Below are 20192 nucleotides of genomic sequence, written 5' to 3' on the forward strand. Positions count from 1 at the left end.
AGGCTATTCGACATGTCCGGGTTCGGCAATGACCGGGCAGGCGCCATGGGGACAGTGGTCCAGGATCATCTGAAGGATGCGCTGCTTGTGTAGCGGTTTCGTCAGATAGTGATCCAGCCCGGCAGACAAAATTCCGGTGTCGTCCCCGTCCATCGCATGGGCGGTCAGGGCGACAATGGGCACATGGCGTCCTGTCCCAACCTCGCGCCGCCGAATTTCAGCCGTAGCCTGTTTGCCGTCCATTTTCGGCATTGAGATGTCCATGAAGATCAGGTCCGGGTCAAAATCCAGATGGGCCTGCACCGCATCAATCCCGTTATCTGCAAATCTCAGATCGATATTCGCATCCTTGACCATCTTTTTCAGGATCAGTTGATTGGTGCGATTGTCCTCGACCGCCAAAACTCGCATCAGACGCTGCCCGGAAGGCAACTTGAGCCGGCTGGGCGCCTCGGTGACAGAGACCGCTTCCACTGTTTTGCTGGCTTTGCCAAGCGCCATCAGCTGGGAATACAGTTCGGCCCGGGGAATCGGTTTCTGCAAGACACCTTCAACCAGGTGCCGGGACGCGCTGGCGTGGATCAAAGCCGGGTTGGCGGACATGACGACGACGGGTGTGTCACCCAGTCCGCGTTCTTTCAGGATTGCCGCCAATTCAAGCCCGTCCATATCGGGCAGGTCATGGTCGCATAGTAGCAGGTCGACTGTCTCATCCACGATTTTCAATGCCTCTGATCCGGTCTCGCACATTGTGACCCTGGATCCGAGGCGCCCCAGCTGCTTGCTCAGGATGGCGCGATTTACAGCCAGATCCTCAACCACGACCACATGACGCAAACGTCCCCCCAGATCAGGTGGCTCCGGCTGTGGTCCCGGCATGGTCGGCAAAGAGATGCGGAACCCGAAACACGACCCCTTACCAGGATCGCTCTCAACCCAGATGGTCCCATCCATCAGGGTGATAAGTCGCTTGGTAATGGCAAGCCCCAGGCCGGTCCCCTCGAACAGCCGGTTTCTTTCATCTTCCACCTGGTTGAATTCACCGAATATGTGGCCGATCTTGTCTTCGGCAATTCCGATCCCGGTATCTTCGATCGCGACATGGATGTCGCACGTCTGCGCCTTGGCATTGGGGACTCCGGTTACGCGGATCAGGACGTGGCCCTGTGCGGTGAATTTCACCGCGTTGCCCACCAGATTGGTCAGAACCTGCCGAATACGTCCCGGATCGCCCATGAACAACGTTGGAAGAAACAGATCATAATCCACCAGTAAGGTCAGGCCTTTTTCCCGAACGCCGGGCTGCAGCAGCATCGCCACTTCGAGAATGCACCGTTCGAAATCGAACTGCTCGGGGTGTAGGGTCAGCCTGTCTGCTTCGATCTTTGAATAATCCAGCACATCATTGATGATGACCAGTAGCGCCTCGCCCGAATTCCGGATGGTGTTGACGTATAAACGCTGCTCTTCCCCAAGCTGCGTCTCGGCCAGCAACTCGGTCATGCCGACAATGCCGTTCATCGGGGTTCTGATCTCGTGGCTCATATTGGCCAGAAACGAGGATTTGGCGCGGTTGGCGGCTTCGGCCCGTTCCCGCGCCGCCGTCAGTTCGGCCTCATGCCGGACCGAGGCGGTTATGTTCAACGCCAGGCTGACCACGTCCCCGCCATTGCCGCGTTGATCGATGAGCTTGATATACTGGCCATTCCAAAGCTGAATGACCACAGGTTCGGGGTTTGCCTGCATCCACCGCGACTGCATCCGCGCCTGCCAGTCGGCCGCGCACTCGGGTCCGGTATCGACGATCCCCTCGGTGGTCAGGATCTCGAGGATACGCGCGTAGGATATGCCCGCAGCGATCTCTTCCAAGCCTTCGAATACGCTCAGATACGCGGCATTGGCCCCAATCAGGCTGTGGTTTGCGTCAAAGAAGGCAAACCCGTCCTGAATGGTCTGGATCGAATGCCACAGACGCCGCTCGGCCACTTCGATCTTGGCGTGGGCGACGGTCAGGTCGGACTTGACCCGTTCGTTCTCGCCGCGAACCGTCTCAACCTCGGCCTGGGTTTCGCCGATGCGTCTGGTCAGGGCGATGGCGTGCTGGCCCAGTTTGCGGTTCGCTGCCGACAGTTCTGCCTGTTTCAACTCCAACAACCGTTCGGCTGCCAGCCGCGCACGCCGTTCCTGCGCCAGTTTGTTTGCAAGACTCATTTCAGATGATCCCGGAACACATTCCCGCACCATCCCGCCAGACCGTGAAGAAGTGTTTAAGCCGTTGCCAAACAAGCGGGCCACATGCGAGGGTTGCTGCAAATAGGAGGTTGCGATGCACCGCTTGGTTTTGATTGCAATAGTTTATTTTCTTTCACATTTTTTCCAGCCAGCCCCAGGTCAGGCACAAACTGCCGCGCCAGAGTTCCGATACATCACGACCCGCGACGCTGATTTAATCGGAACCGATCTGAATGCGCTGTTCGACACGGATCTGAAATCCTGCATTCAGGCGTGTTCGGCCATCCAAAGCTGTACCGCATTTACCTTCAACACTCGTTCGGATGCCTGCTTTCCAAAGAAGGACATAACCCGGCAGGAACCTTACAACGGCGCTTTGTCCGCACAGAAGGTTTCAACGCCAGAATCGACCCTAACACTGGCTGATACCCGCAAAGGCACGCTGGATTTCCTGCGACCGACCGATTTTGAACGGGCTCGTGACCAGGCCAGGAACCTTGGATTTCTGCACTCGGCCGGCGGGTTCAATGTCGAAGACGCGATGAACGCCGCCCGCGCCGCCAAAACGCCGACGCTGGCCATGCAGTGGACCGGTGTGGCCCTGTCGATCAATGATGCCTCTGACCTGTGGACAGATTACGCCCGCCTGCTGCTTGCCATCGAAGCGTCGGGTTGGAACGAAAAAAATGTCCTTCACGGTCGGGCGCTTGGCGCCGCCATAAACGGATACTTGCGCGCGGAATCAGAGGGCGCTCAGGTATCAGCACTGATAATCCTGTCGAACGCGCTTGAAGCTGTCGAACGCGGGCGTGACATGATCCCTGCGCTGCGACTGGCCCAGCAGCTTCAGCCGCGCGAGGATGTTCTGGCCGCTCTGGATCAGGCGATCGGCAAATACGGGTTCCGGGTTTTGGACAGCAGCGTTGAAAGCGATGCCGCTGCGCCGCGCATCTGCGTTGAATTCTCGGAACCGCTTGTCAAAGCCGGTGTCGACTATGACCCCTTTGTTCAGCGCAGCGACGATGGTCTGGTGGTGCAGGCAGACGAGAAGCAGCTTTGCGTCGATGGTGTCGCGCATGGTGCGCGGTATCAGCTCACCTTGCGCGAGGGGATGCCAGCCGCCTCGGGAGAAGTGCTGAACCGCAATGTCAGCCTGACCCACTACGTGCGCGACCGTTCGCCAACGGCCCGGTTTCCAGGGCGCGGATATGTGCTGCCTAAGTCAGCGGATGCGGCCTTGCCCGTTGAAACGGTCAACGTCGCCGAACTGGATCTGACCTTGCGCCGTATCAGTGACCGGAACCTGTTGCGTGCGGTTCAGCAGGGCTTTTTCGGCCGCCCCCTCAGCGAATGGGAAGAACGCGAGTTCAGCAACGAGATTGCCGAGGATATCTGGACAGGTACAGCGGAAGTCGAAAACCAGCTGAACCAGACCATGACAGCGCGCCTGCCTCTGGCCGAGGCGATTGCTGATCAACCGGCCGGTATCTACACGCTGTCCGCGCGGGTACCCGGCAGTGACCCTTACGACGACCCGTCAGCCACGCAGTGGTTCGTTCTGTCTGATCTGGGTCTTTCAACTGCTCAAGGCACGGACGGCCTGCATGTCGCGGTCCGTGGCCTGACCGACGCCGCACCCCGCGAAGGGATCGAGGTTTCGGTGATCTCGAATGCAAATGCGGTTATTGCCCGGGCCAAGACGGATGCCGAAGGCCATGCCCTGTTTGATGCCGGTCTTGTTCGGGGAACGGGGGCAAGCTCGCCCGCGCTGGTCGTGGCTGCCGATGGCGACAGCGATATCGGGTTCCTGTCGCTGACCGACCCGGCCTTTGACTTGTCCGACCGTGGTGTCGAGGGTCGGGCACCAGCAGGACCAATCGATGTCTTTCTGACCACCGACCGGGGCGCCTACCGCGCCGGTGAAACGATTCACCTGACGGCCCTGACGCGTGACGATCAGGCGCAGGCCATCGAGGGTTTGCCGCTGACTGCCATACTGCACCGCCCGGACGGGGTTGAGTATCGACGCGCCGTGTCGGACGGCGGTGTTGCCGGAGGTCATGTTTTTGCGTTGCCCGTGGCTGTGGATGCACCGCGCGGAACATGGCGGATCGAAGTCAAGTCGGACCCGAAGGCTGATGCGCTGGCGCAGCAGACCGTACTGATCGAAGACTTCCTGCCCGAGCGGATCGACTTCGACCTGTCCTTGCCTGACTCCCCGCTGCACCCTGGCGACAACCCGCCCCTGCGGATCGAAGCCCGTTATCTGTTCGGTGCCCCGGGGTCGGATCTGAGCATCGACGGCCAGGTCCTCGCGCGCCCGGCGGAAGCGGTTTCCGGATATGACGGATATAGGTTTGGCCGCTATGACGCAGCGGTTTCCACCAAAAGCACCTATTTTGGCAATAGGCGCACCGACGCCGCCGGTCTGGCAACTGTCGCGGTGGAAATCCCTGTATTAGAGACTGAAGGCAAGCCTGTTGAAGCCACGGTGATTGCCCGGCTGGCAGACGGGTCTGGACGACCGGTCGAACGTCGCATGACGGCTCCGGTCCGGCCAACGCAGCCGGTCATAGGAATCAAACCGCTGTTTGACGGTGTTGTGCCTGAAGGCACCGAAGCCGGATTTCAGGTCGTCGGACTGTCGCCGGACCTGTCGGCAACCCCGATGCGCCTGCGCTGGACCCTGAACCGGATTGAAACCCGGTATCAGTGGTACCAGCTGTACGGAGAATGGAAGTGGGAACCCACCACCCGGCGCACCCGGATCGCCACCGGAGAGGCCGAGTTTCAGTCAGACCCGCTGACTTTGACATCCGCGGTCGACTGGGGCCGGTACGAGCTTGTGGTGCAGCGGATCGATGGCGCATACGCCGAAGCCGCCGTCGATTTCTACGCGGGCTGGTACCAGGCCGCCGACGCCACAAGCACTCCGGACAGGTTGGACATGTCATTGGACCGTGACAGCTATCGCCCCGGTGACACGGCGCAGCTGAGGATTGTGGCCCGCATGGCAGGTGTTGCGCAGATCGACGTTCTGTCGAACCGGCTGATCCAACGCCAGATGATCGAAGTCCCTGAAGGGGAAACCGTTGTTCCCATCGATGTCGCGCCGGATTGGGGTGCGGGGGCTTATGTCGCCGCCACACTCATCCGGCCGATGGACGTGTCCGCCGGCCAGAACCCGGCCAGGGCCATGGGGATCGCTCACGCCAGTGTTGAACCGGTCGGGCGCAGGCTGCAGGTCGGGATTGAGGTGCCCGAGCTTACGACGCCAAGACAGGTGCAAAAGACCCGCATCAGGGTCGAAAACGCCCCGGCCAATGATCCCGTCTGGCTGACGCTGGCAGCGGTAGATGTCGGTATCCTGAACCTGACAGGTTTTGAATCACCGAACCCGCAATCCTATTACTTTGGGCAACGCCGTCTGGGCGTCGAATTGCGGGACGTCTATGGCCGGCTGATCGACGGGATGAACGGGACCATGGGTCTGGTTCGTTCTGGTGGTGACAGTGACGCTGGTATGCGGCGGCAGTCGCCTCCGCCCACACAGGATCTGATGGCCGTGTTCAACGGTCCGGTTCAGGTCGATGAAACGGGCGAAGTCGAACTGGACATTCCTCTGCCCGATTTTAACGGCACCGTGCGTCTGATGGCGGTTGCCTGGTCGCGCAGCGCGGTCGGTCAGGCGGAAGCTGAGATGATCGTTCGCGACCCTGTTGTCGTATCGGCCAGCCTGCCACGTTTTCTGGCCCCTGGCGACCAAAGCCGGATGCTGCTGGAGATCGTGCATGCCGACGGCCCGGCAGGTGAAATGGCACTGGGTCTGGCGGCTTCGGCCGGGCTGGAACTGGCCGCAACCCCGACCAGTTTCACGTTGCAACCCGGCGGCAAGACCGTTTTGGAAGTTCCAATTCGCGCAACTGCGGTTGGTGACCCTGAGATCAACCTGTCAATCACAACACCGGACGGCCGCGATCTGTCTCAGACGTTGCGGATGCCGGTTCGCGCAAACGATCCTGCCGTTGCTCTGACACGCCGGTTTTCGCTGGGCGAGGGTGACAGCTTTCTGTTTTCGCAGGATGTCTTCGACGGATTCCGGCCCGGATCGGTCAAGGCGATCCTGTCCGCCGGCCCGCTGGCGAAATTCGACACGCCCGGCCTGCTGGATTGGTTAAACAGGTACCCATATGGCTGCACCGAACAGATCACCAGTCAGGCGCTGCCACTGCTGTATTTGTCTTCGGTCGCCCAGGCCTCGGGGCTGGGGAACGGACCGGCGATCGAAGCACGGATCAGCACGGCCATCCGCAGCATACTGACCCGGCAATCCTCGAATGGTGCCTTTGGGCTGTGGCGCGCCCAAGGCGGCGATTTCTGGTTGGATGCTTATGTCACCGACTTCCTGTCCCGCGCCCGTGCGCAGGGTCATACAGTGCCGGACCGTGCCTTTGCACAGGCGATGGACAACCTGCGAAACAGGATCAGCTATGCCCCTGATTTCGACGAAGGCGGGCAAGACATCGCTTATGCGCTGATGGTTCTGGCCCGCGAAAGCGCGGCATCCATGGGCGATCTGCGCTATTACGCCGACGTCAAGGGTGATGCCTTCGCCACGCCTCTGGCAGCCGCTCAGCTTGGGGCGGCGTTGGCCTCTTACGGGGATCAGACACGAGCGGACAGGATGTTTGCACGGGCTGCCCAGCTGCTGGCTGAGCGGCCGGATCAAAATCAAAGCTACTGGCGCACCGATTACGGAACCGAACTGCGCGATGCGGCCGGACTGCTGACGCTGGCCGTGGACGCAGGCAGCGAGGTGATCGACCGGGACGATCTGATCCGGCGGGTCAGTTCCGCCCCGGCGCATTTGTCAACGCAAGAGGCATCATGGTCGCTGCTGGCGGCGCATGCGCTGATCTCGAACCCGGAAAGCGCCGGGCTGCGTGTGAACGGTGCGCCGGTCGAGGGGCCGTTTGTGCAGGTCCTGCATTCGGACAGCGACGATGTTCTGAACATAACTGCCGCAGACGGGCTGGCCACGGACATCACGATGACGGTGACGGGAATACCCGACGTCCCACTTGCGGCGGGTGGCACCGGATATGCGATCGAGCGGGTGTATTTCTCAATGGAAGGTGAACCGCTGGACCAGTCCGCACTTTCGGTGGGCACGCGATTTGTCACGGTTCTGACCGTCACGCCCTTCGAGGATGGCGGTGCGCGCCTGATGATCGATGACCCGCTGGCCGCTGGTATCGAGATCGACAATCCCAACCTGTTGCGTTCGGGTGATGTGCGGTCGCTGGACTGGCTGGATTTGTCCGAAGCGAGGCATACCGAATTCCGGTCTGACCGTTTTTTGGCAGCGGTTGACTTGCAGGACGGCAAGCCGGTTACGCTTGCGTATGTGGTACGCGCCGTAACACCCGGTGCCTTTCATCACCCGGCAGCCTCGGTCGAGGATATGTACCGCCCGCAGAACCGGGCGCACACCAACACTGGGCGCGTTGTGGTCGAATGATCGGGGGTCAAACATATCGAAGTTTTGGCAAGGCCGATGCCTAGGGTCAGCCTTCTGCTCTTGGCACTTGCGGGGTTTTTGTATGTGACCGGCTTTGCCCGCGACCGCTTTGCGGACTGGGTCGACGCCACATCGCTGCCTGCCGTTCTGACAGAAACCTCGGTCGAGATGCGGGACCGGAACGGCGATCTGCTGCGCGCATTTCCGGTGGCGAACGGCATCTGGCGGATGCAGCATGGCCCGGTCGATCCGGGTTTTGTCAACATGCTGATCCGGTACGAAGACAAACGGTTTCGCGCTCACTCCGGCATCGATCCGCTGGCCATGGTTCGGGCTGCCGTGCAGTCGCTTTGGAACGGCCGACCTGTTTCCGGCGGATCGACCCTGACCATGCAGGTTGCCCGCCTGATCGAGGATGGCCCGACAGGTCGGTGGAGCGGTAAGCTCCGCCAGATCCGGGTGGCTTTGGCGTTGGAACAGCGCCTGAACAAGGATCAGATCCTGTCGCTGTATCTGACCCATGCCCCTTATGGTGGCAATCTTGAAGGGATCCGGGCGGGCAGTCGGGCGTGGTTCGGCAAGGATCCGTCCCGCTTGACGCCTGCGCAGGCGGCCTTGTTGATCGCCCTGCCACAATCCCCCGAGGCACGGCGACCCGACCGCAATCTTCAAGCAGGGCGCAAAGCCCGCGACCGGGTTTTGCAACGGCTACATCGCAATGGTCTTTTGTCCAGACCCGAGATGCAAAGCGCCATGGCAGACCCGGTGCCAACCAGAATGCGGCCCTTTCCCCAGCTGGCACCCCACCTGACGGACCGGGCCCGTGCGGGGTTGCCCGAAGCTCTGGCGCAGGACCTGACACTGGACGGGGCATTGCAGGCAAAGTTGGAACCGCTGATCGCGCAGGCCGCCAAACGGGCCGGACCCCGCGTTTCCGGCGCGATGATCGTGGCTGACCATGAAACCGGCGCGATTCTGGCTTCGGTCGGGTCGGCGGGTTATCAGGACGCGCGTCAGGGGTTTGTGGACATGACGCAGGCGTTGCGTTCACCCGGATCAACCCTGAAACCCCTGATCTATGGACTGGCCTTCGATCAGGGGCTGGCGCATCCGGAAACCCTGATCAGCGACAGTCCGGTGATGTTCGGGCGATATGCACCCCGCAACTTCGACGGCGTGTTCAGGGGTGACGTGCGTATTCGCGATGCGCTGCAACTGTCGCTGAACATCCCCGTGGTGCGCCTGACGCAAGAACTGGGACCTGCCCGCGTCATGGACGCCCTGCAGCGTGCCAACACCGAACCGCGCCTCAACGGAGGCGCACCGGGTCTGGCGATCTCGCTTGGCGGTGTCGGGCTTAGCCTGCACGATCTTGTGCAGCTTTTTGCGGTGGTGGCGGCAGGTGGCCAAGGCCCCGTCTTGCACTATCGGGCATTGGATGGCGACGCCGATACGCGACGTGTCCTGTCGGAACCGGCGGCCTGGCAGGTTGGCAATATTCTGACCGGACTAACCCCGCCATCAGGTGCGCAATCCGGTGTATTGGCATATAAGACCGGAACCTCTTACGGGCACCGGGACGCCTGGGCGATCGGCTATGACGGCCGTCACGTCATCGGTGTCTGGCTGGGGCGGGCAGACGGCACACCGGTGCCCGGTGCGTTTGGCGGCGCACTTGCGGCCCCAGTTTTGTTTGAAGCCTTCGGTCTTCTGAAACCCAAATTCACTCCGATGCCGCCGCCGCCGCCATCAACCCTGCTTGTCGGTGCCGCGCAACTGCCCCAGCCTTTGCGGCGGTTCCGCCCTCGCCAAGCTGCTTTTGAGGCGGATCCTTCTGCGCCGCAACTATTGTTTCCGCCCAAGGATGGCTTGTTAGAGACAAATGGAGCCTCCCTTACACTGAAGCTGAGGGGCGGAACCGGGCCGTTTTCCGTCCTGTCTGACGGCGTGCCCGTCGTAACCGGCCAGCACCACAGAGAGTTTGAAATTCCCAACCCCGGGCCCGGACACACCGCCCTTGTCGTGTTGGATGCACTGGGCAAATCCGACAGGGTTTCGTTCAAGATCAGATGACAGGAGAAAACAAATGCGCAATTGGCTTGTTTTTGTTCTTGCTTTGACGGCCACTCAGACAGCGGCTGAATGCGCGTCTGACGCCCAGATCGACCGGTTTGTTCAGGACTATCTTACGAACACACCTACCGTTGCTCTGACCCCGGACGGAAGCATGGCGGATGCGCTTTGCACGCAGGCGAAACTTGTCACTGCGATGCAGCCGCATCTTGGACCGTTGATTGGCTACAAGGCGGGCCTGACCAGCAAACCCGCGCAGGACAGGTTTGGAGCAAGTGAACCGGTTCAGGGTATTCTGTATCGCGACATGATGCTGGATGACGGGGCAAGTGTTTCAGAAAACTGGGGGGCCCGCCCGGTATTCGAGGCGGACCTGATCCTGGTGGTCGGCGACGCAGCGATCAATCAGGCAACCACACCCGACGAAGTGATGGAACATGTCTCGTCTGTTCGCCCCTTCATCGAACTGCCTGACCTGACCCTGGCCGACGGAGAACCCATTACCCCCGTCACCCTGACCGCAATCGGAGTTGCCCCGAAACTCGGCGTTTTAGGGTCTGAAATCGCCGTCACCGATCCCGCCGCCATGTCGCAGGCTTTGACGGGCATGACGGTCACGCTTAGCGCTGCCGACGGTGAAATTCTGGCACAGGCGCCTGGCACAGCCGTGTTGGGTCATCCGGCAAACGCGGCACTCTGGCTGATGTCAAAAGGGATCGAATTTGCGTCCGGCGATCTGATTTCGGTTGGGTCGTTCGGACCGCTGTTTCCACCTGCCAAAGGCAAAGGCGGCGCGTCCGTCAGGTATGACGGCCTGCCCGGCAATCCTACCGTCAGCGTGACATTCGAGTAGCTTATCGCCGCCCCTCACGCAGCCAGCCAGCCAGCAGGAACCCGCCAGCCAGCAGCAAGACCAGCCAGGGCGGCAGCAACCCGGCCTGCGTGACATCGCGCGTCTCATAAGCGTCTCTTGGGGTCAGACCGATCCAGCCGCGACCCGAGGCAGGCCGCCCGGCGCGCACATTGCGGATCGACGGCAGCCCGTCCTCCAGACGGACAACACCACCGCGCAAATCTGCCAGAAGCGGTTCCAGCAGGTCGCCGGTTGCTATGGTCTGCTCGAATTCTTTCGGCGCGGCGGGCCCAAGACCGATCACCGCTGAATTCTGACCTTCCTCAAGGCGGTAAAGCCCGATCTCAGGTCCGATATATTGGGCCTCGAACCGTCCCGGTGACACCTCCTCAAGCGTGATGTCCAGCGTTTCGCCATTTGGGCGGGTCACGGTCACGGTTCCAACCTCATCGCTGAGGGTCTGGCGGATGATGCGCATGACCTGACCGTTAGCTTCGGCCCACAGGGCTTCTTCCTCAAGTTCGGGTTCTTTCATCATCCAATGCGCAAGCCTGCGCAGCAGTTCCAGTTGTGGGCCACCGCCTTCGAAGCCCCGGCTCCACAGCCAGGCGTGGTCCGAGGCCAGAAGCGCCACGCGTCCTTCGCCCACCCGATCGAGCACCAGCAACGGCCGATCATCAACCCCGGACATCAACGCCTCACCTGACCGGTGTTTGACATCGATCTGACGCAGCCACGCGCCCCAGGTTTCGGGATCGCCGAGATCGGTTGTAACCGGGTGGCGCTGACCAAGATCCGTGACTTTCGGCACATAGCGTTCCTCAATCACACGCGCGGTCGGCTGCGCGGGCAGGATCGGAGCAAGCGGAGATCGGAAAATGCTGTCAGCCGTCGCAAAATCCGGCCCGGCCGCAATCAGAACCGCACCACCTTCGTTGATGTAGTTGGTGACATTGTCCAGATAGATCGCGGGCAGGATGCCACGACGCTTGTAGCGGTCAAAGATGATCAGGTCGAAATCGTTGATCTTCTCAAGAAACAGCTCGCGCGTCGGGAAGGCGATCAAAGACAGCTCGTCCACCGGCACCCCGTCCTGTTTTTCCGGTGGACGCAGGATAGTGAAGTGGACGAGATCAACAGAACTGTCCGATTTCAGAAGGTTACGCCATGTCCGCCCGCCCGGATGCGGTTCTCCGGAAACAAGCAAAACCCGCAGCCGATCACGGACACCGTTCATCTGAATCAGCGCGGTATTGTTGCGATCGGTCAGCTCGCCCTCGGCCTGCGGCACCGAGAACTGGATGACGTTCCGCCCGCCATGCGGCAGCGTTATGGGAAGCTCGACATCCACCCCAATGGGAATGCTGAAGCTTTCCGGCGCGGCCCCGTCGACCGAGATTTCAAGCGGCGCGGTGGCTGCTCCGGCAGGTGCGGCGCCGCTGTCCTCGACCCGCAAGGTCAGCGTCACGGGCTCTCCGATAATGGCAAAGGCAGGCGCGTTGCGGACAATCAGTCGACGGTCCCAATCGCTGGCACGGCCGGTTCGCAGCAGATGCAATGGTGCGGGCAGATCCGGGGCCTGATCGACGTCATGCACGATACCGTCCGAGACCACCAGTATCCCGGCGATACGCGCACGGGGTTCTTCCGCCAGCGCCTCGTTGAGGGCAGCCATCACCCGCGTGCCTTCATCCCCGTCACCGTCGCCGACGGCGATGCGGCGCAGTTCGATATTGTCGCGGGATTCGATTTCTGCCGCCAGTTCCTCTGCGGCCCGTGCCGTCTGATCGGCGCGATCCGACAGGGTCTGACTGGCGCTTTCATCCTCGATCATCAGGACGATATCCGTCAAAGGCGCGCGATCCTCGACCTGATAGACCGGACCGGACAGCGCCGCGACAACGACCAAAGCCGCCAACCCGCGCAAGGCCCAGCCGGACAGACCGCGCCACAGCGCAAGAATGACGCCGCCCAGCGCAACCCCGGCGACAATGGCCAATACCGGCCATGGGATCAGCGGATCAAAGATGACGGTTCCGGTCATTGCCCCAACCTGTCTAGCAAAGCGGGCACATGGACCTGATCGGATTTATAGTTCCCGGTCAGAACATGCATGACCAGGTTCACACCGAAACGGTTGGCCAGTTCGCGCTGGCGTTCGCCGGCATAACCGCGCCCAACTGGCAGCAGGGCCTGCCCGTTGCGATCGATGGCCCAGGCACCGGCCCAGTCATTGCCGCCGATCACCACCGGGGTGACATTGTCGTTGAGGTTTCGGAACGGCATCCCTTCGATCTGTTCCGCATCCGGCGGCGCGGCTTCGACCCAGACCTCGGCCCCGCCATATCGACCGGGAAAATCCTGCAGCAGATAAAAAGCACGGGTCAGAACATGATCGCGCGGCACAGGCTCTAACGACGGGATATTCAAAGGTCCGGCCAATTGTTGAAGCTTGCGCCCGTTAGGACTGGCGGCGCCAAAACGGGCCACATCCGAGTCGCGTGTATCGAACAGGATCATTCCGCCCGAGCGCAGATACGCGTTGAGTTTCGCGTACGCCTCGGAGGAAGGCTGAGGCTGATCCGGTGTGATAGGCCAGTACAGAAGCGGAAAGAACGCAAGTTCGTCGCGTTCCAGATCGACGCCGATTGGCTCGGCTGGTTCCACGGAGGTTCGGAACAACAACGTTTGCGAAAGCCCGCGCAGACCGGCCCCTGCAATCGCATCCACATTCTCGTCACCCGTCAGTACATGAGCCAGAACCAGTTCCTGTGTGGCGCTCAGCGCAAATTCGGTATCTTCGGGCGATTGGGCCTGCGCCTCGGGGGTCAGCATCATTGCGCCAAGGGCCACCACTGCCGTACGCGCCAAGCCCAACCGCCCGGACAAGGCCAGCGAGGCGATCACATCCACGGTCAGCAACAGCAGCGCAAGGCTCAGCAACAGGCCCCCGATCGGGGTTTCCGTGTTAACCTCCTGCCCCCTGATCGTCACATCCCCAGACCAAACCACCGGCTGGAATGTCGCGTCATCGGTCAGCACGTTCAGCGCCAGTTTCTGTTTACCGCTTTCATACAGTCCCGGCCGCAAGTCCGGACCGACCGCCCGGGAGACGAGATCAACACCGTCCACCCCGGCCAGATTGCCCGCATCCGAAAGCGACCCGAACCCGTCCAGAACCTGAATCGGCTCCCAGACGGTGCCCTGCAACTGAGCCTCCTGCCGGGATTTTGCGGCCGAGGCCACGGCCAGACGGTCAAGCATTTCAACAAACAAACCGGACAGTGGAACAGTCGACCATTCCGCGTCAGCCGTGACGTGAAACAGGACGACCTGGCCCAGGCCCAATGTCTTTCGCGTGACCAGCGGCGTTCCGTCAGACAGCGATGCAATCACCCGATCGGCCAGATTAGGGTCTGGTTGGGCCATGACTTGCGTGGTCACCGTCACGTCACCGGGGATCTGAAGGCCATAGAATGGCGAGCCTTCGACGAATGGCGCCAGCCCCTTTGCCTCACCCCAACTCATCGCGCCGCCGACCGAACGCCCGCCGCTTCGCAGACGAACCGGCAGCAAGTCGTCCTCATCCTTGCGGCCCAGATCACTTGCCGCCATGCGCGGGCCGGCAAAGCGCAGCAACAGCCCACCCTCTTCGACCCATTGAACCAGTTCAGCCTGTTCCGTGTCGGAGAGTTTGGCCACATCCGCCAGCACGATCACATCGGGGTTGGCAGGCAACACATCCAGCAGACCGCCATCGACAAAATCAGCGGTCGGTTTGAGAACCTGCGTGAGATAATGCAGCGGTGACAATAACTCCAACCCCTCGCGGTTCAGCGTACCGGCGATCAGGGCAACCTCGCGCCGCCGCAGGCTGTCATCGGTCAGCGTCGTGGTCCCGGCTGAACGCTGGCCCTGAATTTCGAACCGCGTGATCCGAGCGCGCAGTTCAGATGGCAGTGACAGATCAACCTGCGCCTGAGTCTCACCATCCTCGAACGTCACATCGACCGATTGCAGAACACGCATTGCACCTGCGGGGTCGCGGCCCTGAGCCAGGATCGTCAGCGGCATTGCCGGTCCGGGTTCCGAGCGCAGCGCCGTGATCTGAATGACGCCGTCCTGATACGCTGCGGGCAATAGTGCAAGAACCGGCGCAGACGGGCGGTAGACCGTAACGCTCCCACGCGCCTGCAGGGCGGATAACATCCGGTCGTGGCCGGGGTAGTTCAGCCGGTCGCTGAACCAGCGTGTCTCGAACCCGCCATCGACCTCGGCCAGCGCCGCCAATACCTGATCCAACTGTTTCGGGCTGGGCTGCCAAGGCATCGGCATCAGGCCCGGCAGGCGCCCGCGCCATGCCTCAGCGGCCTGAAAAACCGGTGTTTCCGGGTCGGTCAGGCGCAAAATCGATACGGGGCGACCGGCACGGCCGGCCTCGGTCAATTGCGCGTCGATCTGATCCAGCGTTGCCGACCAACGCGTTCCACCGGCCCAACTGGCGTCCAGAACCATCAGAAGCGGCCCCGATCCTGCCTGATCACGCGACGGGTTCAGAACCGGCCCGGCCAGCCCGATGATGATCGCCGCCGCCGCCAGCATCCGTAACAGCAGCAGCCACCACGGAGTCCGGTCCGAGACGCTTTCGTCATCTTTCAACCCAAGCAGCAATGTAACCGCCGGGAACAGTCGGCGAATGGGTGCCGGTGGCACGGCGCGCAGAATCAGCCACAGGATCGGCAGGGTCAGAAGGCCCAGCAGCACCCATGGGGCTGTAAATCCGATGCCTGCCAGAACCGTCATTGCGTACCCCCGTCTAACGCACGATAGAGCCACAACAGAGCCGCTTGCGCGCTTTCACCGGTGTGGTGCTGACCCAGTTGCCAGCCAGTTGCACGACAAAGCTGTGTCAGCGCATCCTTGCGCTCGGCCAACCTGCCAAGATAGCGGTCGCGCAGATCTCCGGCCTTCAGGGTTTCATGCCGGACCGAGCCGCCGACGCTTTCGAAAATAGTGCGACCCTGGAAGGGAAAGGTCTCCTCGCCGGGGTCCAGAACCTGCAGCAACACACCGCGAACGCCGCGATCCGCAGCCTTGGTGAGCGCCAATTCAACCTCATCCAGCGGACCCAGGAAATCAGAGATGAACACAGCCCGGGCATGCGGAACCATGGCCCGGTGTTCCGGTGGTGCATAGTCGACCTCGGTGTCCTCGGACCAGGCTTGCGCCAGCCGGATGATCTGGGCGTTGCCCCGCCGCGGCGGCAGCGTGGTGCCGGTCAGTCCGACGCGCTCACCACCCCGCACCAGCAAGATCGCTGTCGCCAGACCCAGCAGCCGCGCCCGGTCCGCCTTGGTCGGCAGCGCCCTGTCCGAGGCAAACCGCATCGATGCACCCTGATCCACCCACAGCATGATCGACTGGGCGATCTGCCATTCCCGCTCGCGCACGAACTGCTGATCCCCCCGCGCCGAGCGTCGGTGGTCGATCAGACGGCGGCTGTCACCGGCCTGCGCCGGGCGGTATTGCCAGAAATCGTCACCCAGGCCCGAACGCCGTCGCCCGTGGTCACCCAGCAGGACGGTTCCGGCCAGGTGTTCGGCCCGCGCCAAAAGGGGCGGCAGCCGGGACGCCTCGGCCTCGGATCTTTCACGAAGGGTCAGCGCGGCATTCACGCCGCGGCCTCGGTACGCACCAATCCGGCGGCGGTGGTGTCGATCAGGCTGGCCAGACTGTCGCCACGCGCACGCGCTGCAAAGTTCAGCGCCATGCGATGGCTGAGTACCGGACGCGCCATGTCCAGCACATCCTCGGCATTGGGCGCCAGACGCCCCTGCAACATCGCGCGGGCGCGTACGGTCATCATCAGCGCCTGTGCCGCACGGGGGCCAGGGCCCCAGGCGACTGTTTCAGAAACACGGTCCGAAACGCCCGGTTCTTCGGGGCGGAAGGCGCGGACCAGATCAAGGATCAGTTCGACCACCGATTCACCCACCGGCATCCGGCGCAACAGGACCTGTGCCGCCAGCAATTCCTCTTTGGTGAAAATCTGGCTGGCCTCGTCTTCTTCCACGCCTGTCGTCGCCAACAGAATGTCCCGTTCGGTTTGGCGATCCGGGTATTCGACATCGATCTGAACCAGGAACCGGTCCAGCTGCGCTTCGGGCAATGGATAGGTGCCTTCCTGTTCGATCGGGTTCTGCGTTGCCAGCACATGGAACGGAACACCCAGCGAGCGATCTTCGCCCGCGACCGTCACCGTGCGCTCTTGCATCGCCTGCAGCAGCGCCGACTGGGTGCGCGGGCTGGCGCGGTTAATCTCGTCCGCCATCAGCAATTCGCAGAATATCGGGCCGGGGATGAACCGGAAATGACGGCTGCCATCATCGGCGGTATCCAGAACTTCGGACCCCAGAATATCGGCAGGCATCAGGTCAGGCGTGAACTGGATGCGATTGCCATGCAGGCCCATCACGGTCGACAGCGTTTCCACCAGCCGCGTTTTACCCAGCCCGGGCAGACCGATCAACAATGCGTGACCACCACATAAAAGCGCCGTCAGTGTCAGGTCCACGACCCTCTCCTGCCCGATAAAGCGGCGGGTGATCGAGGTTTTGGCCTCTTGCAGCTTGTTTTCGAGCGCTTCGATCTCGGCGACGAGGTCGGCAGGTTCGGACATGGTTTTCCCTTCCGTGGACGAATATGATTGAAGTGTATCGCGCTGACAGGAAATGGCAAAAGCAATGAGCGGACAAAAACCTGTGACACCTTCTCCCGATGGTCTTGCAGCCTCGGTCAAATCGGTCAAAAGGCGGGGTTTACCGCCCGTTCACCTTTGGAATCCTCCGTTTTGCGGCGATCTGGACATCCGTATCGCCAAAGATGGTTCGTGGAGTTATTTAGGCTCACCCATCAACCGTTTCGAGCTTGTGAAGCTTTTTTCCTCAATTCTTAAGAAAGAAGACGGGAAGTATTTTCTGGTGACCCCGGTCGAAAAGGTGGGAATCACCGTCGAGGATGCACCCTTTGTCGCCGTAGACTTTGACGACACCGATGAAAGCGGTGTGCAAGTCCTGACGTTCACAACCCAGGTGGGCGATAGAGCTGCCGCAGGGCCCGATCATCCGATCCGCATTGTCATCGATCCGGAAACGAATGAGCCGTCCCTTTACATATTGATGCGCGCAAACCTTGAGGCGCGCGTTGATCGCAAGAGCTTTTACCGCCTTGTAGACATTGGCACTGACCATGACGGCTGGTTCGGCGTCTGGTCCGGGGGCGTGTTCTTTCCCCTGATCCAGTCTGATGCGCTGGAGCGTAACTAGGCCAGGCGCACCGACCTTCGGTCTTGTGCCAGCACAACCGCCAACGCGACGATGCCCGCGCCCAGCGCGCGGGTCCAGTTCCACTCTTCCCCAAGCATCACCATGATCAGCATCACGTAGAACGGCGCGATGTTGATGTGAAACGAAGCCAGCGCGACGCCCAGCCTTGCGATGGAACCGACAAACAGAATCTGACTGATCCCCATCGAAATCAGCGCATAGATCGCCAGCATCCCGACCTGATCCACGTCAATCGGGGCGGACGGCAGAATATCCATCCCCAACTGATGCGACAGGATCATCAGAATGGTCGCCATGACCAGACCACCGACAAAAACGATCGTGGTGCGCCCGGTCTGGCTCAGTTCGGGAAAATCCCTCGCCGTTGCCTGACTGGCCCAACAGAACAGAGCCGTTGAAAGCACGGCGCAGACCGCGCCCAAGCCCAGCTGCGCCGGGGCCATTGAACTGGTGGCGATCAGGCCTCCGATAATCGATACAGCAACGCCAAGGGCAAAGTTCCACTTAAGACGCCGTGTACCTGCGGCAAGTTCGAGCAAGGTTGCCGTCAGCGGGGCGCAGGACGCGATGATCGCGACGGTGACGGGATCCGTCAGTTTCTGTGCGAGGATGATCAGGAACATGCCGGTGCCTATGCCAAGCCCGCCCACCAACAGCGCGTGCCGCCACCGTGCGCGAAGAACACGTGTCGGACCGTCGATCAGGATCCAGACCGGCACAAGAACAAGCACCGCCAAAGCCAGGCGCGCCGCCAACAGGGCGACAGGGGGCCAGCTTTGAAGCAAAACCTCAGCCGCCGGAAACCCGGCAGCCCAGCACAGCATGGACGCAACCGCCAGACCATTGCCCGACAAGGCAGAGCTCTGGCCTTGGGGCACAGACGCGGATTGACCGCGAACGGTTTCAGAGCTCATCGCCATGAATTTCAGACCTTCTGTTGGCAGGGCGTCGCAAAATTGATTCGCCGCACAGGCCCGACGGTCGGCGATGTGCCACCGCTATTCTGGTCGATTTTCGACAATCTGTCGTTTTCAGTCCCTTTCCCGGACATCACCCCGGGTCTAAGGTCCCGGCGAAAGGAACACCGAGCACATGCCAAGATTTGCCGCAAATATCTCGCTTCTGTTTGCCGAACTTCCCTATCTGGACAGGTTCGAGGCGGCCGCGCGTGCCGGGTTTTCGGCCGTGGAAATACTGTTTCCATACGATCTGGCGGCCCGTGAAACCAGCCGCGCCCTGCTGGAGAACGGGCTTGAGCTATTGCTGATCAATGCCCCACCGCCCAATTACACAGGCGGACAGCCCGGCTATGCCGCCGTTCCGGGCGGCGAAGCCCGGTTTCAGACCGATATCCGCCGGGTCCTGAGATATGCGCAGGTGCTGCGCGCGGGTCAGATCCACATCATGTCCGGCTATGCAGAAGGCTCAGCAGCGTTTGAGACCTTTGTGCGAAATCTTCAATGGGCCGCTGATTTCGCGCCCACGCAGAAATTCACGATCGAACCGCTGAACACGACGTCGCAACCCGGATATTTTCTGAATGACTATGATCTGGCCGCCAATGTGCTGGACCGCGTGGATCGCTCAAATCTCGGCCTGCAATATGACAGCTTTCACGCAGAAATGATCCACGGTGATGCGCTTGCAATCTGGGACCGTTTTCACCCCCTTGTCACTCATGCACAGATCGGGGCGGCCCCCGACCGCGCTGAACCGGGGCGCGGTGACACAGATTTTCCCGCGCTTTTCGATGCAATGGATTGCTGCGGCTATATTGGGTGGGTCAGCGCCGAATACACACCGTCAACAGACCGAACCGCAGCCTCGCTGGGCTGGATGCAGGGATGGGATACTGGAATTCAGGCCTGAAATGCCACACATGGGGGGCAATCAACTGACAGGATAACCGGATGATACCCGCTCGTTACGCTCATGCCCTGTACGGACTAATCATGTCTGGTCTGATGTCCTGCATGGTGACCGGCATTGCCACGGTCAAGGCGGTGGGGTTTGGGCCGGACACACTGAGCGACTGGATCGCATCCTGGATGTTTTGCTGGCCAATCGCCTTTACCGTGATCCTGCTGCTGGGTCCCGCAGTGAAACGGCTGGTAGAACGACTGGTCAGGCCCGAAGCCTGACCCGCCGCAAAGATGGCCCGCCGGGC

At 61.3% G+C, this 20192-nt stretch carries 12 protein-coding genes; 6 read left to right on the top strand and 6 right to left on the bottom strand.

Going from position 1 to position 20192, the window contains the following annotated elements:
- Positions 1–3: 3 nt before the first annotated feature.
- Positions 4–2211 (bottom strand): response regulator, encoded by a 2208-nt coding sequence (locus tag ACR1XU_RS10020; protein ID WP_480906144.1) that lies wholly within the window; start codon positions 2209–2211, stop codon positions 4–6.
- 115 nt (positions 2212–2326) lie between these two features.
- Between ACR1XU_RS10020 and ACR1XU_RS10025 the strand changes: the two genes are divergently transcribed.
- From ACR1XU_RS10025 to ACR1XU_RS10035, 3 genes are read left to right on the top strand one after another with little or no spacing between them, the layout of a single operon-like run.
- Entirely contained in the window at positions 2327–7753 is a 5427-nt protein-coding gene (locus ACR1XU_RS10025) for an alpha-2-macroglobulin family protein (protein ID WP_480906147.1), read from the top strand.
- A gap of 36 nt (positions 7754–7789) precedes the next feature.
- Positions 7790–9826, top strand: coding sequence for a penicillin-binding protein 1C (gene pbpC, locus ACR1XU_RS10030; RefSeq protein ID WP_480906150.1), 2037 nt, complete (start codon positions 7790–7792; stop codon positions 9824–9826).
- A 13-nt stretch (positions 9827–9839) separates the two neighbouring features.
- Positions 9840–10679, top strand: a complete 840-nt coding sequence (locus ACR1XU_RS10035; protein ID WP_480906153.1) for a 2-keto-4-pentenoate hydratase — start codon at positions 9840–9842, stop codon at positions 10677–10679.
- 1 nt (position 10680) lies between these two features.
- Here the strand turns inward: ACR1XU_RS10035 and ACR1XU_RS10040 are convergent, their stop codons facing one another.
- The 4 genes from ACR1XU_RS10040 to ACR1XU_RS10055 are packed head-to-tail and all read right to left on the bottom strand — an operon-like array spanning position 10681 to position 17358.
- Positions 10681–12723, bottom strand: a complete 2043-nt coding sequence (locus ACR1XU_RS10040; protein ID WP_480906155.1) for a DUF7408 domain-containing protein — start codon at positions 12721–12723, stop codon at positions 10681–10683.
- The gene (locus tag ACR1XU_RS10045; RefSeq protein ID WP_480906158.1) at positions 12720–15482 is read right to left on the bottom strand and encodes a DUF4159 domain-containing protein; all 2763 of its coding nucleotides are present in this window, start codon (positions 15480–15482) and stop codon (positions 12720–12722) included. The genes ACR1XU_RS10040 and ACR1XU_RS10045 overlap by 4 nt, the downstream gene beginning before the upstream one ends.
- Complete coding sequence (locus tag ACR1XU_RS10050) at positions 15479–16354, bottom strand: DUF58 domain-containing protein (RefSeq protein ID WP_480906161.1); 876 nt, start codon at positions 16352–16354, stop codon at positions 15479–15481. Before ACR1XU_RS10050 ends, ACR1XU_RS10045 begins: the two co-directional genes overlap by 4 nt.
- Complete coding sequence (locus ACR1XU_RS10055) at positions 16351–17358, bottom strand: AAA family ATPase (RefSeq protein ID WP_170612890.1); 1008 nt, start codon at positions 17356–17358, stop codon at positions 16351–16353. The genes ACR1XU_RS10050 and ACR1XU_RS10055 overlap by 4 nt, the downstream gene beginning before the upstream one ends.
- Positions 17359–17422: 64 nt before the next feature.
- Between ACR1XU_RS10055 and ACR1XU_RS10060 the strand changes: the two genes are divergently transcribed.
- Entirely contained in the window at positions 17423–18004 is a 582-nt protein-coding gene (locus tag ACR1XU_RS10060) for a DUF1285 domain-containing protein (protein ID WP_480915603.1), read from the top strand.
- Here ACR1XU_RS10060 and ACR1XU_RS10065 read toward each other — a convergent pair.
- Positions 18001–18945: a DMT family transporter gene (locus ACR1XU_RS10065; protein ID WP_480906167.1), complete on the bottom strand. Its 945-nt coding sequence runs from the start codon at positions 18943–18945 to the stop codon at positions 18001–18003. The two genes, ACR1XU_RS10060 and ACR1XU_RS10065, sit on opposite strands and share 4 nt — an antisense overlap.
- A gap of 172 nt (positions 18946–19117) precedes the next feature.
- Between ACR1XU_RS10065 and ACR1XU_RS10070 the strand changes: the two genes are divergently transcribed.
- Together ACR1XU_RS10070 and ACR1XU_RS10075 are read left to right on the top strand one after the other, a co-directional pair.
- Positions 19118–19894 (top strand): hydroxypyruvate isomerase family protein, encoded by a 777-nt coding sequence (locus ACR1XU_RS10070; protein WP_480906169.1) that lies wholly within the window; start codon positions 19118–19120, stop codon positions 19892–19894.
- 41 nt (positions 19895–19935) lie between these two features.
- Complete coding sequence (locus ACR1XU_RS10075) at positions 19936–20166, top strand: DUF2798 domain-containing protein (protein WP_170807077.1); 231 nt, start codon at positions 19936–19938, stop codon at positions 20164–20166.
- Positions 20167–20192: the final 26 nt, after the last annotated feature.

It is taken from the genome of Ruegeria sp. D1(2025) (assembly GCF_056536425.1).

Coding starts and splice junctions, on each gene's coding strand:
- ACR1XU_RS10025 (WP_480906147.1), top strand. CDS start 2,327: ATGCACCGCTTGGTTTTGATTGCAATAGTTTATTTTCTTTCACATTTT.
- ACR1XU_RS10075 (WP_170807077.1), top strand. CDS start 19,936: ATGATACCCGCTCGTTACGCTCATGCCCTGTACGGACTAATCATGTCT.
- ACR1XU_RS10055 (WP_170612890.1), bottom strand. CDS start 17,358: ATGTCCGAACCTGCCGACCTCGTCGCCGAGATCGAAGCGCTCGAAAAC.
- ACR1XU_RS10020 (WP_480906144.1), bottom strand. CDS start 2,211: ATGAGTCTTGCAAACAAACTGGCGCAGGAACGGCGTGCGCGGCTGGCA.
- ACR1XU_RS10040 (WP_480906155.1), bottom strand. CDS start 12,723: ATGACCGGAACCGTCATCTTTGATCCGCTGATCCCATGGCCGGTATTG.
- pbpC (WP_480906150.1), top strand. CDS start 7,790: ATGCCTAGGGTCAGCCTTCTGCTCTTGGCACTTGCGGGGTTTTTGTAT.
- ACR1XU_RS10035 (WP_480906153.1), top strand. CDS start 9,840: ATGCGCAATTGGCTTGTTTTTGTTCTTGCTTTGACGGCCACTCAGACA.
- ACR1XU_RS10065 (WP_480906167.1), bottom strand. CDS start 18,945: ATGGCGATGAGCTCTGAAACCGTTCGCGGTCAATCCGCGTCTGTGCCC.
- ACR1XU_RS10070 (WP_480906169.1), top strand. CDS start 19,118: ATGCCAAGATTTGCCGCAAATATCTCGCTTCTGTTTGCCGAACTTCCC.
- ACR1XU_RS10060 (WP_480915603.1), top strand. CDS start 17,423: ATGAGCGGACAAAAACCTGTGACACCTTCTCCCGATGGTCTTGCAGCC.
- ACR1XU_RS10045 (WP_480906158.1), bottom strand. CDS start 15,482: ATGACGGTTCTGGCAGGCATCGGATTTACAGCCCCATGGGTGCTGCTG.